Annotated in this window: 11 protein-coding genes; 9 read left to right on the forward strand and 2 right to left on the reverse strand. The window is 59.0% G+C overall.

Annotated features, from left to right (window positions below; translation table 11 throughout):
- Nucleotides 1-153 precede the first annotated feature (153 nt).
- The 3 genes from tal to GUC32_RS03130 all read left to right on the forward strand — a co-directional run bounded on the left by tal (nt 154) and on the right by GUC32_RS03130 (nt 3,278).
- Entirely contained in the window at nt 154-1,107 is a 954-nt protein-coding gene (gene tal / locus GUC32_RS03120; protein WP_004932982.1) for a transaldolase, read from the forward strand.
- Between the two features lie 151 nt (nt 1,108-1,258).
- Nucleotides 1,259-1,846 (forward strand): molybdopterin adenylyltransferase, encoded by a 588-nt coding sequence (gene mog, locus GUC32_RS03125; protein ID WP_015376607.1) that lies wholly within the window; start codon nt 1,259-1,261, stop codon nt 1,844-1,846.
- Nucleotides 1,847-1,970: 124 nt separating this feature from the next.
- Nucleotides 1,971-3,278 (forward strand): MFS transporter, encoded by a 1,308-nt coding sequence (locus tag GUC32_RS03130; protein WP_049205425.1) that lies wholly within the window; start codon nt 1,971-1,973, stop codon nt 3,276-3,278.
- A gap of 44 nt (nt 3,279-3,322) precedes the next feature.
- Here the strand turns inward: GUC32_RS03130 and satP are convergent, their stop codons facing one another.
- Nucleotides 3,323-3,922: an acetate uptake transporter gene (gene satP / locus GUC32_RS03135; RefSeq protein WP_025301520.1), complete on the reverse strand. Its 600-nt coding sequence runs from the start codon at nt 3,920-3,922 to the stop codon at nt 3,323-3,325.
- Between the two features lie 324 nt (nt 3,923-4,246).
- Here satP and dnaK point away from each other — a divergent pair, with 324 nt between their 5' ends.
- The 4 genes from dnaK to nhaR all read left to right on the forward strand — a co-directional run bounded on the left by dnaK (nt 4,247) and on the right by nhaR (nt 9,885).
- Nucleotides 4,247-6,160 (forward strand): molecular chaperone DnaK, encoded by a 1,914-nt coding sequence (gene dnaK, locus GUC32_RS03140; protein WP_004932972.1) that lies wholly within the window; start codon nt 4,247-4,249, stop codon nt 6,158-6,160.
- Nucleotides 6,161-6,266: 106 nt separating this feature from the next.
- Complete coding sequence (dnaJ, locus tag GUC32_RS03145) at nt 6,267-7,391, forward strand: molecular chaperone DnaJ (protein WP_004932969.1); 1,125 nt, start codon at nt 6,267-6,269, stop codon at nt 7,389-7,391.
- A 235-nt stretch (nt 7,392-7,626) separates the two neighbouring features.
- A complete protein-coding gene (nhaA, locus tag GUC32_RS03150) occupies nt 7,627-8,793 on the forward strand; it encodes a Na+/H+ antiporter NhaA (RefSeq protein WP_025301521.1) in 1,167 nt (388 codons plus the stop codon).
- Between the two features lie 192 nt (nt 8,794-8,985).
- Complete coding sequence (nhaR, locus tag GUC32_RS03155; protein WP_174136513.1) at nt 8,986-9,885, forward strand: transcriptional activator NhaR; 900 nt, start codon at nt 8,986-8,988, stop codon at nt 9,883-9,885.
- Between the two features lie 71 nt (nt 9,886-9,956).
- On the opposite strand, the gene rpsT is transcribed toward nhaR, so the two are convergent.
- Nucleotides 9,957-10,220, reverse strand: a complete 264-nt coding sequence (rpsT, locus tag GUC32_RS03160) for a 30S ribosomal protein S20 (RefSeq protein WP_004932960.1) — start codon at nt 10,218-10,220, stop codon at nt 9,957-9,959.
- A 390-nt stretch (nt 10,221-10,610) separates the two neighbouring features.
- On the opposite strand from rpsT, the gene ribF reads away from it, so the two are divergent.
- Together ribF and ileS are read left to right on the forward strand one after the other, a co-directional pair.
- The gene (gene ribF, locus GUC32_RS03165; protein WP_260515870.1) at nt 10,611-11,549 is read left to right on the forward strand and encodes a bifunctional riboflavin kinase/FAD synthetase; all 939 of its coding nucleotides are present in this window, start codon (nt 10,611-10,613) and stop codon (nt 11,547-11,549) included.
- Nucleotides 11,550-11,581: 32 nt separating this feature from the next.
- A complete protein-coding gene (ileS, locus tag GUC32_RS03170) occupies nt 11,582-14,398 on the forward strand; it encodes an isoleucine--tRNA ligase (protein WP_369435550.1) in 2,817 nt (938 codons plus the stop codon).
- Nucleotides 14,399-14,410: the final 12 nt, after the last annotated feature.

The raw sequence follows: 14,410 nt of genomic DNA on the forward strand, positions 1-14,410 counted from the left end.
TCGGCGTAAACGGTTGCTCGCCCAAGGATAAAACAGATGCTTGCGCGCCGCGGTTTTCCAGCCTTGCGCCGGGCTTGGCGCATGTTATTATCAGGGCAGGGCATGGTTGAACAATGCCAAAAGTTCATGCACAAACGATGAGATAATGCCAACATGACCGACAAATTAACTTCCCTGCGCCAGCTGACTACAGTGGTTGCAGATACGGGTGATATCGCGGCAATGAAGCTGTATCAACCGCAGGACGCCACAACCAACCCTTCGCTGATCCTCAATGCAGCCCAAATTCCTGAATACCGCAAACTGATTGACGAAGCCATCGCCTGGGCGCGCGGCCAGAGCAGCGATCGCGAGCAGCAGATCGCCGACGCCGCCGACAAGCTGGCAGTCAACATCGGTCTGGAGATCCTCAAACTGGTTCCGGGCCGCATCTCCACCGAGGTTGACGCGCGTCTGTCTTACGACACCGTTGCCAGCGTGGCCAAGGCCAAGCGCCTGATCAAGCTGTACAACGAAGCCGGCATCAGCAACGATCGCATTCTGATCAAACTGGCCTCGACCTGGCAGGGCATCCGCGCGGCGGAGCAGCTGGAGAAAGAAGGCATCAACTGTAACCTGACGCTGCTGTTCTCCTTCGCTCAGGCTCGCGCCTGTGCCGAAGCCGGCGTTTACCTGATCTCGCCGTTCGTTGGCCGTATCCTCGACTGGTACAAAGCCAACGGCGACAAGAAAGAGTTCGCCCCGCACGAAGATCCGGGCGTGATCTCCGTGACCGAAATTTACCAGTACTACAAACAGCACGGTTACAACACCGTGGTGATGGGCGCCAGCTTCCGTAACGTCGGCGAAATCATCGAACTGGCCGGCTGCGACCGCCTGACCATCGCGCCTGCGCTGCTGAAAGAGCTGGCGGAGAGCGAAGGCGCGCTGGAGCGCAAACTGTCTTACACCGGTGAAGTGAAGGCGCGTCCTGCCGCACTGACCGAACCTGAGTTCTACTGGCAGCACAACCAGGATCCGATGGCGGTTGAGAAACTGACCGACGGCATCCGCAAGTTCGCCGTAGACCAGGGTAAACTGGAAAAAATGATCGCCGACCTGCTGTAATTCCTGCAGATCGCGCAGTAAAAAGGTGGCTCAGGCCACCTTTTTTTATGCCCGACGCTCCCGCCGGCGGGGGAAGCCCTTATACTCTCGGCAATGACAACAGAACGGGAGACGAACCCGTTCGGACCCCATCAGGCTGTAGAGGTTACGCATGGATATTTTACGTATTGGTTTGGTTTCCGTTTCTGACCGCGCTTCCGGCGGCGTTTACCAGGATAAAGGCATTCCGGCGCTGGAGGAGTGGCTGGCCGGCGCGCTGGCGACGCCGTTCAAGCTGGAAACCCGGCTGATCCCCGATGAGCAGACGCAAATTGAACAAACGCTGTGTGAGTTGGTGGACGAAATGGGCTGCCATCTGGTGCTGACCACCGGCGGCACCGGGCCGGCGCGTCGCGACGTCACCCCCGACGCCACGCTGGCGATCGCCGATCGCGTGATGCCCGGCTTCGGCGAGCAAATGCGTCAGATCAGCCTACACTATGTGCCAACGGCAATTCTTTCTCGCCAGGTGGGAGCGATCCGCAAGCAGGCGCTGATCATCAACTTGCCCGGCCAACCGAAGTCGATCAAAGAAACGCTGGAAGGGGTAAAGGATGAGCAGGGCAATGCGGTGGTGCACGGCATCTTCGCCAGCGTGCCTTATTGCATTCAACTGCTCGACGGGCCTTACGTCGAAACGCACGCCGCGGTGGTAGCAGCATTTCGGCCAAAGAGCGCGCGTCGCGAGATAAACCTCTAAATTTCAGCGTTCTGCGAGATCGGCTTCAGCCCGTCTGGTGTGAAAATAATTTGCCGTTATAGTAAGGATTCTTTTACAGAAAGCCTGCGGCTTTTATTTTTACAGCCTTTACCGACGGTGCCCTATGCCTCACGACAATAATCGCCGGCTGAACCGGCAAGACTACAAAACGCTGACGTTGGCCGCGTTGGGCGGCGCGCTGGAGTTTTACGACTTCATCATCTTCGTGTTCTTCGCCGCCGTGGTCGGCGATCTGTTCTTCCCGGCGGACATGCCGGAGTGGCTGCGGCTGGTGCAAACCTTCGGCATCTTCGCCGCCGGCTATCTTGCCCGCCCGCTGGGCGGCATCGTGATGGCGCACTTCGGCGATCTGGTCGGCCGCAAAAAGATGTTTACCCTGAGCATTCTGCTGATGGCGTTGCCGACGTTGGCGATGGGTCTGCTGCCGACCTACGCCAGCATCGGCATCGCCGCGCCGCTGCTGCTGCTGTTGATGCGCGTGCTGCAAGGCGCGGCGATCGGCGGTGAGGTGCCGGGCGCCTGGGTCTTCGTCGCCGAACACGTGCCGCGCCGGCGCATCGGTTTCGCCTGCGGTACGCTGACCGCCGGGTTGACGGTAGGCATCTTGCTGGGTTCGGTGGTGGCGACGGTGATCAACACCACGCTTAGCCCGCAGAGCATCGCCGGTGGCGGCTGGCGTATTCCTTTCCTGTTGGGTGGCATGTTCGGCTTGGTGGCGATGTACCTGCGCCGCTGGCTGCAGGAAACGCCAATCTTTATCGAGATGCAGGCGCGTAAAGCGCTGGCCGAAGAGCTGCCGCTGAAATCGGTGGTGCTCAATCACAAACGGGAAGTGGTGGTGTCGATGCTGCTGACCTGGTTGCTCTCTGCGGGTATCGTGGTGGTGATCCTGATGACCCCAACCTATCTGCAAAAACAGTTCGCCATTGCGCCGGCTTTGACGCTGCAGGCCAACAGTATCGCCACCATCATGCTGATCGCCGGCTGCATTGTCGCCGGTTTGTCGGCCGATCGCTTCGGCGCCAGCAAAACGCTGGTGGTCGGCAGTGTGCTGCTGGCTGGCTGCAGCTGGCTGTTCTATCAAACGGTGGGTGTGCGCCCGGAAATGTTGTTCGCCTGCTATGCGCTGGTGGGCTTCAGCGTAGGCGTGGTGGGGGCCGTGCCGTATGTGATGGTGCGGGCCTTCCCGGCGGAAGTGCGGTTTACCGGCATCTCGTTCTCATATAACGTCTCGTACGCTATTTTTGGCGGTTTAACCCCTATTTTTGTGACGCTGATCATGAAATTGACCCCGTTAGCGCCCGCTTACTATGTGCTGGCGCTGTCGCTCATCGGGCTGCTGCTCGGCGTCTACCTGCATCGCGACCTGAACAGCGAAGCCGGCGAGCGGCGAGCCGATTCCTACAGCTAAAAAAAAGCCCTGCACTGCAGGGCTTTTTCGTCAGGGAAGGGCGATTACGCCGTGACCGGCGAGGCCGCGACGCGGGCCGGAGCCGGCTCGCCAATTGGCAGCACGGTGCGGCCGTATTGCTCGTTGAGCACTTCGGCCATCGCCAGGTAAATGGCGCTGGCACCGCAGATGATGCCCTCATAACCGGCGAAGGTCAGCAGTGCGTGGTTGCCGGTGATATTGCCGACGGCCAGCAAGGCGAACAGCAGCGTGAGGCTGGCGAACACGAACTGCAGCACGCGGTTGGCGGCCAGGGTGCCGAAGAACATGAACAGGGTGAAGACGCCCCACAGCGCCAGGTAGATGCCCAGCACGTGCGCCTCGGTGGCTTCAGCCAGGCCCAGACGCGGCAGCAGCAGCAGGCCGACCAGGCTCAGCCAGAAGCTGCCGTAGGCGGTGAACGCCGTCATGCCGAAGGTGTTGCCCTTCTTGTACTCCAGCAGACCGGCCAGGATCTGGGCCAGGCCACCGAAGAAAATCCCCATGCTGATGATGGCGGAGTTCAGTGGGAAAAAGCCCGCGTTGTGCAGGTTCAGCAAGACGGTGGTCATCCCGAAGCCCATCAGGCCGAGAGGGCCGGGATTCGCCAACTTGTTGGTGTGCATAAGTCCTCTGCGATAACAGAAAATTAACGGAAACAGCGAAGTAAAATCATAAATGGTCTGAATGGCCAAAAAATCGAAGTTTTCCACCAGAGCGCGCGCATCATAATGATCCCCGCAGCCGGAAACAATGATCTGAATGACGATAAAAAAAGAAATTTTTTTCGCCTTGCCCCTTGATGCCGGACGGGATGGCCCCATCTTATTTGCAACCGCAGCTGCTAACCGCGGGTCGCACTGAGATATCGGGCAGTTGAAAAGCAAAAAATCGCCCGCATATAGGTTAGCAACCTGACTGATTATGAATTTTTTAGTGGAGACGTTTAGATGGGCAAAATTATTGGTATCGACCTGGGTACTACCAACTCTTGCGTAGCAATTATGGATGGTGCCAAGGCACGCGTGCTGGAAAACGCCGAGGGCGACCGCACCACTCCTTCTATTATCGCATATACCCAGGACGGTGAAACTCTGGTTGGCCAGCCGGCTAAGCGTCAGGCAGTGACCAACCCTGAAAACACCCTGTTCGCCATCAAGCGCCTGATCGGTCGCCGCTTCCAGGATGAAGAAGCGCAGCGCGACAAAGCGATCATGCCGTACAAAATCGTCGAAGCCGACAACGGCGACGCCTGGCTGGAAGTGAAAGGCCAGAAAATGGCTCCGCCGCAGATCTCTGCGGAAGTGCTGAAAAAAATGAAGAAAACGGCGGAAGATTACCTGGGCGAACCGGTAACTGAAGCGGTTATCACCGTACCGGCTTACTTCAACGACGCCCAGCGTCAGGCGACCAAAGACGCCGGCCGCATCGCGGGTCTGGAAGTCAAACGCATCATCAACGAACCGACCGCTGCGGCCCTGGCCTACGGCCTGGACAAAGAAGTCGGCAACCGCACCATCGCGGTTTATGACCTGGGCGGCGGTACTTTCGATATCTCTATCATCGAAATCGACGACGTTGACGGCGAAAAAACCTTTGAAGTGCTGGCGACCAACGGTGACACCCACCTGGGTGGCGAAGACTTCGACAGCCGTCTGATCAACTACCTGGTGGAAGAGTTCAAGAAAGATCAGGGTATCGATCTGCGCAACGATCCGCTGGCGATGCAGCGCCTGAAAGAAGCCGCTGAGAAAGCGAAGATTGAACTGTCTTCCGCTCAGCAGACCGACGTTAACCTGCCGTACATCACTGCAGACGCGACCGGTCCAAAACACATGAACATCAAAGTGACTCGCGCCAAACTCGAGTCTCTGGTTGAAGATCTGGTTGCGCGTTCTATCGAGCCGCTGAAAGTGGCGCTGAAAGACGCAGGCCTGTCGGTTTCCGACATCCAGGACGTGATCCTGGTGGGCGGCCAGACCCGTATGCCAATGGTGCAGAAGAAAGTCGCAGACTTCTTCGGCAAAGAACCGCGTAAAGACGTGAACCCGGACGAAGCGGTTGCCGTAGGCGCTGCGGTACAGGGCGGCGTGTTGGCCGGTGATGTGAAGGACGTTCTGCTGCTGGACGTGACCCCGCTGTCGCTGGGTATCGAAACCATGGGCAGCGTGATGACGCCGCTGATCACCAAAAACACCACGATCCCGACCAAGCACAGCCAGGTGTTCTCTACTGCGGAAGACAACCAGTCTGCAGTAACCATCCACGTGCTGCAGGGTGAGCGTAAGCGCGCCAGCGATAACAAATCTCTGGGCCAGTTCAACCTGGACGGCATCCAGGCGGCACCGCGCGGCATGGCGCAGATCGAAGTGACCTTCGATATCGATGCTGACGGCATCCTGCACGTGTCTGCCAAAGACAAGAACACCGGTCGTGAGCAGAAGATCACCATCAAGGCATCTTCTGGCCTGAACGAAGACGAAATCCAGAAAATGGTGCGCGATGCCGAGCTGAACGCTGAAGCTGACCGCAAGTTCGAAGAGCTGGTACAGACGCGTAACCAGGCGGATCACCTGATCCACGGTACTCGCAAGCAGCTGGAAGAAGCGGGTGACAAACTGCCGGCGGAAGATAAAACGGCGATCGAAGCGGCGCTGAAAGATCTGGAAGCGGCGGTGAAAGGCGAAGATAAAGCCGAGATCGAAGCGAAGACTCAGGCGCTGGTGCAGGTTTCCGGCAAGCTGCTGGAAATGGCTCAGGCGCAGCAGGCTCAGCAGGGTGCTGACGCCGGCGCGGACAACGCGGCGCAGAAAGACGACGACGTGGTTGACGCTGAGTTCGAAGAAGTTAAAGACAAAAAATAATCGCCCTTAAGCGGGCACGGGGCGGCCGAGATGCCGCTACCGAAAACCAGCACGGGCGTCGAGGCAACTCTGCGCCCGTGCACGCATGTTAAGGGTAAGCGAAAGAATGGCGAAGAAAGACTATTACGAGATTCTCGGCGTCAGCAAGACGGCGGATGAACGTGAGATCAAGAAGGCGTATAAACGCCTGGCGATGAAATACCATCCTGACCGCAACCAGGAACAAGACGCCGAAACCAAGTTTAAAGAAGTTAAAGAAGCTTACGAAGTCCTGACCGACGACCAGAAACGCGCGGCCTACGACCAGTATGGCCACGCGGCCTTTGAACAGGGCGGCATGGGCGGCGGCGGCTTTGGCGGCGGTGCCGACTTCAGCGATATCTTTGGCGACGTGTTTGGCGATATCTTCGGCGGAGGCCGCCGTCAGCGCGCCAGCCGCGGTTCTGATCTGCGCTATAACATGGAGCTGACCCTCGAGGAAGCGGTACGTGGCGTCACCAAAGAGATCCGCATCCCGACGCTGGAAGAGTGCGACGTCTGCCACGGCAGCGGCGCCAAGCCGGGCAGTTCACCGGTCACCTGCCCAACCTGTCACGGTCAAGGCCAGGTGCAAATGCGTCAGGGCTTCTTCACCGTGCAGCAGGCGTGTCCACACTGCCATGGCCGCGGCCAGATCATCAAAGATCCGTGCAACAAGTGCCACGGCCACGGCCGGGTTGAGAAATCCAAAACGCTGTCGGTGAAAATTCCGGCCGGCGTCGATACTGGCGACCGCATCCGCCTGGCGGGTGAAGGCGAAGCCGGCGAGCACGGCGCACCGGCGGGCGATCTGTACGTTCAGGTGCAGGTGAAGGCGCACCCGATCTTCGAGCGTGAAGGCAACAACCTGTACTGTGAAGTGCCGATCAACTTCGCCATGGCAGCGCTGGGCGGCGAGATTGAAGTGCCGACGCTGGATGGCCGGGTGAAACTGAAGGTGCCTTCGGAGACCCAAACCGGCAAGCTGTTCCGCATGCGCGGCAAGGGTGTGAAATCGGTGCGTGGCGGCAGCCAGGGCGACCTGCTGTGCCGCGTAGTGGTGGAAACACCGGTCAATCTGAACGACAAGCAGAAGCAACTGCTGCGTGAGCTGGAAGAGAGCCTGGGCGGCCCATCCGGCGACAAGAACAGCCCGCGCTCGAAGAGCTTCTTCGACGGGGTGAAAAAGTTCTTTGACGATCTGACTCGCTAACCTTCTGTTTCTGTTGGTTTATGTTAGAACCCCGGGCATTTGCCCGGGGTTTTTATTTGCGTGCTACAACGCTCGTTCCCTAAGAATAATGTGATTTACTCGTGCTTTTGATCGGTTTTTTCGAGTTATTTAGCATTTATAAACTTATTTTTTCGAACTAAAACGCCCTCTATACTCACTTCATGACTGTGGTTCGCAGGGCGCTACGTCCTGCACAGATTTGGAGAGGCGTACTGTGACCAACATCATTCGTCAATTTTTACGTCAGGAAGCCGCGGGCGGCATCATTCTGATCGCGGCGGCGATCGTCGCCCTGATCATGGCCAACAGCCCGGCGCAGGGGATCTATCAGGCATTCCTTAACCTGCCAGTGATGGTGAAAATTGCTTCGCTGGAGATCGCCAAGCCGCTGCTGCTGTGGATCAACGACGGCCTGATGGCCATCTTCTTCCTGGTGGTGGGGCTCGAGGTCAAGCGCGAGCTGATGCAAGGCTCGCTGTCCGGGCGTGACAAGGCGGTGTTTCCGGCGATCGCCGCACTGGGCGGCATGCTGGCGCCGGCGCTGATTTACCTGCTTTTCAACGGCGCGGATGAAGTCACTCGCCAGGGTTGGGCAATCCCGGCGGCGACCGATATCGCCTTCGCGCTGGGCGTAATGGCGCTGCTGGGCAACCGCGTGCCGACTAGCCTGAAAGTATTCCTGCTGGCGTTGGCGATCATCGATGACCTGGGCGTGATTATCATCATCGCGCTGTTCTACACCCACGAAGTGTCGATGGTGGCGCTGGGCGTGGCAGCGGCGGCGACGGTGCTGCTGGCGGTGATGAACTGGCGTGGCGTGGGAAAAACCTCGCTGTATATGATGGTTGGCCTGGTGTTGTGGGTGGCGATCCTCAAGTCCGGGGTGCACGCGACGTTGGCCGGGGTGATCGTCGGCTTTATGATCCCGCTGAACGTCAAGAAGGGGCCATCGCCATCGGAAACGCTGGAGCATGAGCTGCACCCGTGGGTCGCGTTTATGATCCTGCCGCTGTTCGCTTTCGCTAACGCCGGGGTCTCTTTGCAGGGCGTATCGCTGGAAGGATTGACGTCGCTGCTGCCGGTCGGGATTGCGGCTGGCTTGTTTATCGGTAAGCCGCTGGGGATTTTCCTCTTCAGCCTGCTGGCGGTGAAAATGGGCATCGCCCGTTTGCCTGAAGGCATCGGCTTCAAACAGGTATTTGCCGTTTCGGTGCTTTGCGGTATTGGTTTCACCATGTCGATTTTTATCGCCTCGCTGGCGTTCGGCGAGGCGGATATGGCGCTCAGCACCTATTCCCGCCTGGGGATCCTGTTGGGCTCGACGGCTGCGGCGGTGGTAGGGTATGGATTGCTGCGTCTGGCGTTGCCGCGCGTACGTTAATCCTGAATGTGCCCGGTAAGGGCACATAATAAAATGGCTGGTCGGAGCTGTACGGTATAAAATATGTGCAGCTTCGGCCGTTCTTCGTTGGGACTAATGGGGCTATACGTTGTCTGAAGCAGGGAAAGGAAGTTTGTCGCTCGTCACGGCACACCGTTTGCCGCTGCGAAACGTTGTTAAGGAGAGCCGCTCGTGAGGATGTCGCATATCAACTTTAATCACCTTTACTATTTCTGGCAGGTCTGCAAGGCCGGTTCCGTGGTCGGCGCCGCTGAAGCGTTGTTTCTGACGCCGCAGACCATCACCGGCCAGATCAAGGCGCTGGAAGAGCGGTTGGACGGCAAGCTGTTCAAACGCCAGGGGCGCGGGTTGGTGCCTTCGGAGCTGGGGCAGTTGGTGTTCCGCTATGCTGACAAGATGTTTATGCTCAGCCAGGAAATGCTGGATATCGTCAACTATCGCAAAGAGTCGAATCTGCTGTTCGACGTCGGCGTGGCGGACGCGCTGTCGAAGCGCCTGGTCAGCCAGGTGTTGGAAACGGCGGTGGTGGTGGACAACGAACAGATCCACCTGCGTTGTTTTGAATCGACGCACGAGATGCTGCTGGAGCAGCTCAGCCAGCACAAGCTGGATATGATCCTGTCGGATTGCCCGGTGGACTCCAGCCAGCAGGAAGGGCTGTTCTCGCTGAAGCTGGGCGAGTGCGGCATCAGCTTCTTCTGTCGCCAGCCGGTGCCGGAGTTGCCGTTCCCGGCCTGCCTGGAGCAGCGTAAGTTGCTGATCCCCGGCCGCCGTTCGATGCTGGGGCGCAAACTGCTCAACTGGTTCAATACGCAGGGCATCCAGGTGGAGATTCTGGGCGAGTTCGACGATGCGGCGCTGATGAAGGCTTTCGGCATGTACCACAACGCGATCTTCGTGGCGCCGACGCTGTATGCGCAGGATACCTACAACGATGATAACGTGGTGGAGATTGGACGTATAGACAGCGTGCAGGAGGAGTATTACATCATCTTCGCCGAGCGCATGATCCAGCATCCGGCGGTGCAGCGCGTCTGCAACAAAGACTTCTCGGCGCTGTTTTCCTGCTAGCGGTTCACTGAACGCAGGGCGTAAAAAAACCGGCCTGAGCCGGTTTTTTTATCAAGCAGATAACGAAATGCTTACTGCATTGCGTTGATGCGTGCAGTCAGGTTTGACTTATGACGCGCTGCTTTGTTTTTGTGGATCAGGCCTTTAGCTGCCTGACGGTCCACCAGTGGCTGCATTACCAGGAATGCATTTTGTGCTGCTTCTTTGTCGCCAGCTGCGATAGCTGCGTCTACCTTCTTGATGAAGGTACGCACCATTGAGCGACGGCTTGCGTTATGCTTGCGGCGTTTCTCAGACTGTACGGCGCGTTTCTTAGCTGATTTGATATTAGCCAAGGTCCAACTCCCAAATATATTCTATTGAGGACAATTCAAAGGCCGAGGAATATGCCCTTTTAGCCTTCGTTTGTCAATGGATTTGTGCAAATAAGCGCCGTTTGTACAGGCGGCACTCGCTACGTTGTGATGGCGCAGGATTTTACCAGCTTCGCTCTTGGGAATACAGTGTTTCGCGAGAAAATTCGCCAATGTTTTGCCGCGGCGGACGCAAGCCGTTGGCCGCGGTCGAGAATCGGCCCGGTGGCGCCGGATAAACTGCGGCGAAGCCGTTTCACGCGCAGATTATCTCCGGTATGGTATGTCTATTACATAAAGGCACCAATCGCGGGTTAACCTTACCGGCTGTACAAGGTATAATCCGCCGATTTCCACTGTTTTGAGCCAGCTATGGAGCTAATTCGCGGCATTCACAATATCCGGGCGCGCCACCATGGTTGCGTGCTCACCATCGGCAACTTTGACGGCGTACACCGCGGTCATCAGGCGCTGCTGGAGCAGTTGAAGCAACAAGGGCAACGCCTCGGGCTGCCGGTGATGGTCATGATCTTTGAGCCGCAGCCGCTGGAGATGTTCGCCGCAGACAAGGCGCCGGCCCGTTTGACGCGCCTGCGCGACAAGGCCAACTATCTGGCGCAGGCGGGCGTTGATTACCTGCTGTGCGTCAAGTTCGATCCGCGTTTCGCCGCCAACACCGCGCAGGCGTTCGTCGCCGAGCTGCTGGTGGAAAAACTGGGCGTCAAATTCCTGATGGTGGGGGATGATTTTCGCTTTGGCGCCGGGCGTCAGGGCGATTTTCCGCTATTGCAGCAGGCCGGAAAAGAGTACGGCTTCGATGTGGTCAGTACCCCGACCTTCCGCGAAGGCGAGCGGCGCATCAGCAGCACCGCGATCCGCACCGCGCTGAGCGAGGACGATCTGCCGCTGGCAGAGACCCTGCTGGGCCACCCGTACAGCATCTCCGGGCGCGTGGTGCACGGCGATGAGCTGGGCCGCACCATCGGCTTCCCGACCGCCAACCTGCCGCTCAAGCGCCTGGTGGCGCCGGTGAAAGGGGTGTATGCGGTGGAGGTGTACGGCCTGGGGCCGCAGTCGCTGCCGGGCGTGGCCAACATCGGCACGCGTCCGACCGTCGCCGGCGTGCGCCAGCAGCTGGAAGTGCATCTGCTGGATGTCACAATGGATCTTTACGGGCGCCATATTGAGGTGGTGCTCCGCGCAAAATTGCGCAATGAACAACGGTTTGCTTCGCTCGATGCCCTGAAGCAGCAAATCGCCAATGATGTGGTGACGGCCCGGAAGTTCTTCGGGCTACAGACACCGGTTTAATCTCTATAGCCGAAAACGGAACCGAGAATCTAATGAGTGACTACAAGAATACCCTGAACTTGCCGGAAACAGGGTTCCCGATGCGCGGCGATCTCGCCAAGCGCGAACCTGGCATGCTGCAACGTTGGTATGAACAGGATCTGTACGGGATTATTCGTACTGCCAAAAAGGGCAAAAAAACCTTCATTTTGCATGACGGCCCTCCGTATGCGAACGGCAGCATTCACATTGGTCACTCGGTTAACAAGATTCTCAAAGACATTATCATCAAGTCGAAAGGGATGGCCGGCTTCGACTCGCCTTATGTGCCGGGTTGGGATTGCCACGGCCTGCCGATCGAACTGAAGGTGGAACAGCTGTACGGCAAACCGGGCGAGAAGCTGACGGCGGCCGAGTTCCGCCAGAAGTGCCGCGAGTACGCGGCCGAGCAGGTTGAAGGTCAGAAGAAGGACTTCATCCGCCTGGGCGTGCTGGGCGACTGGGATCGTCCCTACCTGACCATGGATTTCAAAACCGAAGCCAACATTATCCGCGCGCTGGGCAAGATCATCAGCAACGGCCACCTGCTGAAAGGCGCCAAGCCGGTTCACTGGTGCACCGACTGCGGCTCATCGCTGGCGGAAGCGGAAGTGGAGTACTACGACAAGACTTCGCCGTCTATCGACGTGACCTTCCACGCGGCCGACGCGGCTGCCGTGGCGGCCAAGTTTGGCGTGAGCCACTTCAACGGCGCCATCTCGCTGGTTATCTGGACCACCACCCCGTGGACCCTGCCAGCCAACCGCGCGATCTCGCTGCATCCGGACTTCACCTATCAACTGGTGCAGGTTGACGGCCAGTGCCTGATCCTGGCGGCCGAACTGGTGGAAAGCGTGATGAAACGCGCCGGCATCACCGAGTGGACGGTGCTGGGCAGCTGCAAAGGCGCCGATCTGGAGCTGCTGCGCTTCAAACACCCGTTCATGGACTTCGACGTGCCGGCGATCCTCGGCGAGCACGTGACGCTGGACGCCGGTACCGGTGCGGTGCACACCGCGCCAGGCCACGGCCCGGACGACTTCGTGATCGGCCAGAAATACGGCCTGGAAGTGGCCAACCCGGTAGGGCCGAACGGCTGCTACCTGACCGGCACCTACCCGCTACTGGACGGCAAGTTTGTTTTCAAGGCTAACGATCTGATCGTCGATCTGCTGCGTGACAAAGGCGCGTTGCTGCACGTCGAGAAGTTCCTGCACAGCTATCCGTGCTGTTGGCGCCACAAGACGCCAATCATCTTCCGCGCCACGCCGCAATGGTTCATCAGCATGGATCAGAAAGGCCTGCGTCAGCAGTCGCTGGAAGAGATCAAGGGCGTGCAGTGGATCCCGGATTGGGGCCAGGCGCGCATCGAAATGATGGTCGCCAACCGCCCGGACTGGTGCATCTCGCGTCAGCGCACCTGGGGCGTACCGATGTCGCTGTTCGTGCACAAAGAGACCGAGCAACTGCACCCACGCACCGTTGAGCTGATGGAAGAAGTGGCCAAGCGCGTCGCGCAAGACGGCATTCAGGCCTGGTGGGATCTGGACGCGGCCGACATCCTCGGCGCGGAAGCCGCCGACTACGTGAAAGTGCCGGATACGCTGGACGTGTGGTTCGATTCCGGTTCTACCCACGCCTCTGTTGTCGATGTGCGCCCTGAATTCAACGGCCACGGCGCCGACATGTATCTGGAAGGCTCCGACCAACACCGCGGCTGGTTCATGTCATCGCTGATGATCTCCACCGCGATGAAGGGCAAGGCGCCTTACAAGGAAGTGCTGACTCACGGCTTCACCGTCGACGGCCAGGGCCGCAAGATGTCCAAGTCGATCGGCAACACCGTCAGCCCGCAGGACGTGATGAACAAGCTCGGCGGCGACATTCTGCGTCTGTGGGTGGCGTCGACCGATTACACCGGCGAGATCGCGGTATCCGACGAGATCCTCAAGCGTTCCGCCGACTCTTACCGCCGCATCCGCAACACCGCGCGCTTCCTGCTGGCCAACCTGAACGGGTTCGAGCCGAGCACCGACTGCGTGGCGCCTGAAGACATGGTGGTGCTGGATCGCTGGGCGGTCGGCCGCGCGCTGGCGGCGCAGCAGGATATCGAACAGGCTTACGCCAACTACGATTTCCATGAAGTGGTGCAGCGTCTGATGCAGTTCTGTTCGGTCGAGATGGGCTCCTTCTACCTGGATATCATCAAGGATCGCCAGTACACCGCCAAGAGCGACAGCGTCGCCCGCCGCAGCTGCCAGACCGCGCTGTATCACATCGTGGAAGCGCTGGTGCGCTGGATGGCGCCGATCATGTCGTTCACCGCAGACGAGATCTGGGGCTTCATGCCGGGCAAACGCGCGCAGTACGTGTTCACCGAAGAGTGGTACGACGGCCTGTTCGGGCTGGCGGAAGGCGAGCCGATGAACGACGCTTTCTGGGCTGAGCTGCTGAAAGTGCGCGGCGAAGTGAACAAGGTGCTGGAGCAGGCGCGTGCCGACAAACGCCTCGGCGGTTCGCTGGAAGCGGCGGTGACGCTGTATGCCGACAGCGAGCTAGCGGCTCGCCTGAACAGCCTGCAGGATGAGCTGCGCTTCGTGCTGCTGACCTCTGCGGCAAGCGTTGCGCCATTGGCGGATGCGCCGGCCGACGCGCAGGCCTCCGAGCTGTTGAAAGGGCTGAAGATCGCCTTCAGCACGGCGCCAGGTGAGAAGTGCCCGCGCTGCTGGCATTACACCACCGATATCGGTCTGGTGGCGGAGCACGCAGACATCTGCGGCCGCTGTGTGAGCAACGTCGCCGGTGACGGCGAGAAGCGTAACTTTGCCTGAGAACTCGCGCCT

Source organism: Serratia sp. NGAS9, from assembly GCF_009905295.1.
Classification (GTDB): Bacteria; Pseudomonadota; Gammaproteobacteria; order Enterobacterales; family Enterobacteriaceae; genus Serratia; species Serratia bockelmannii.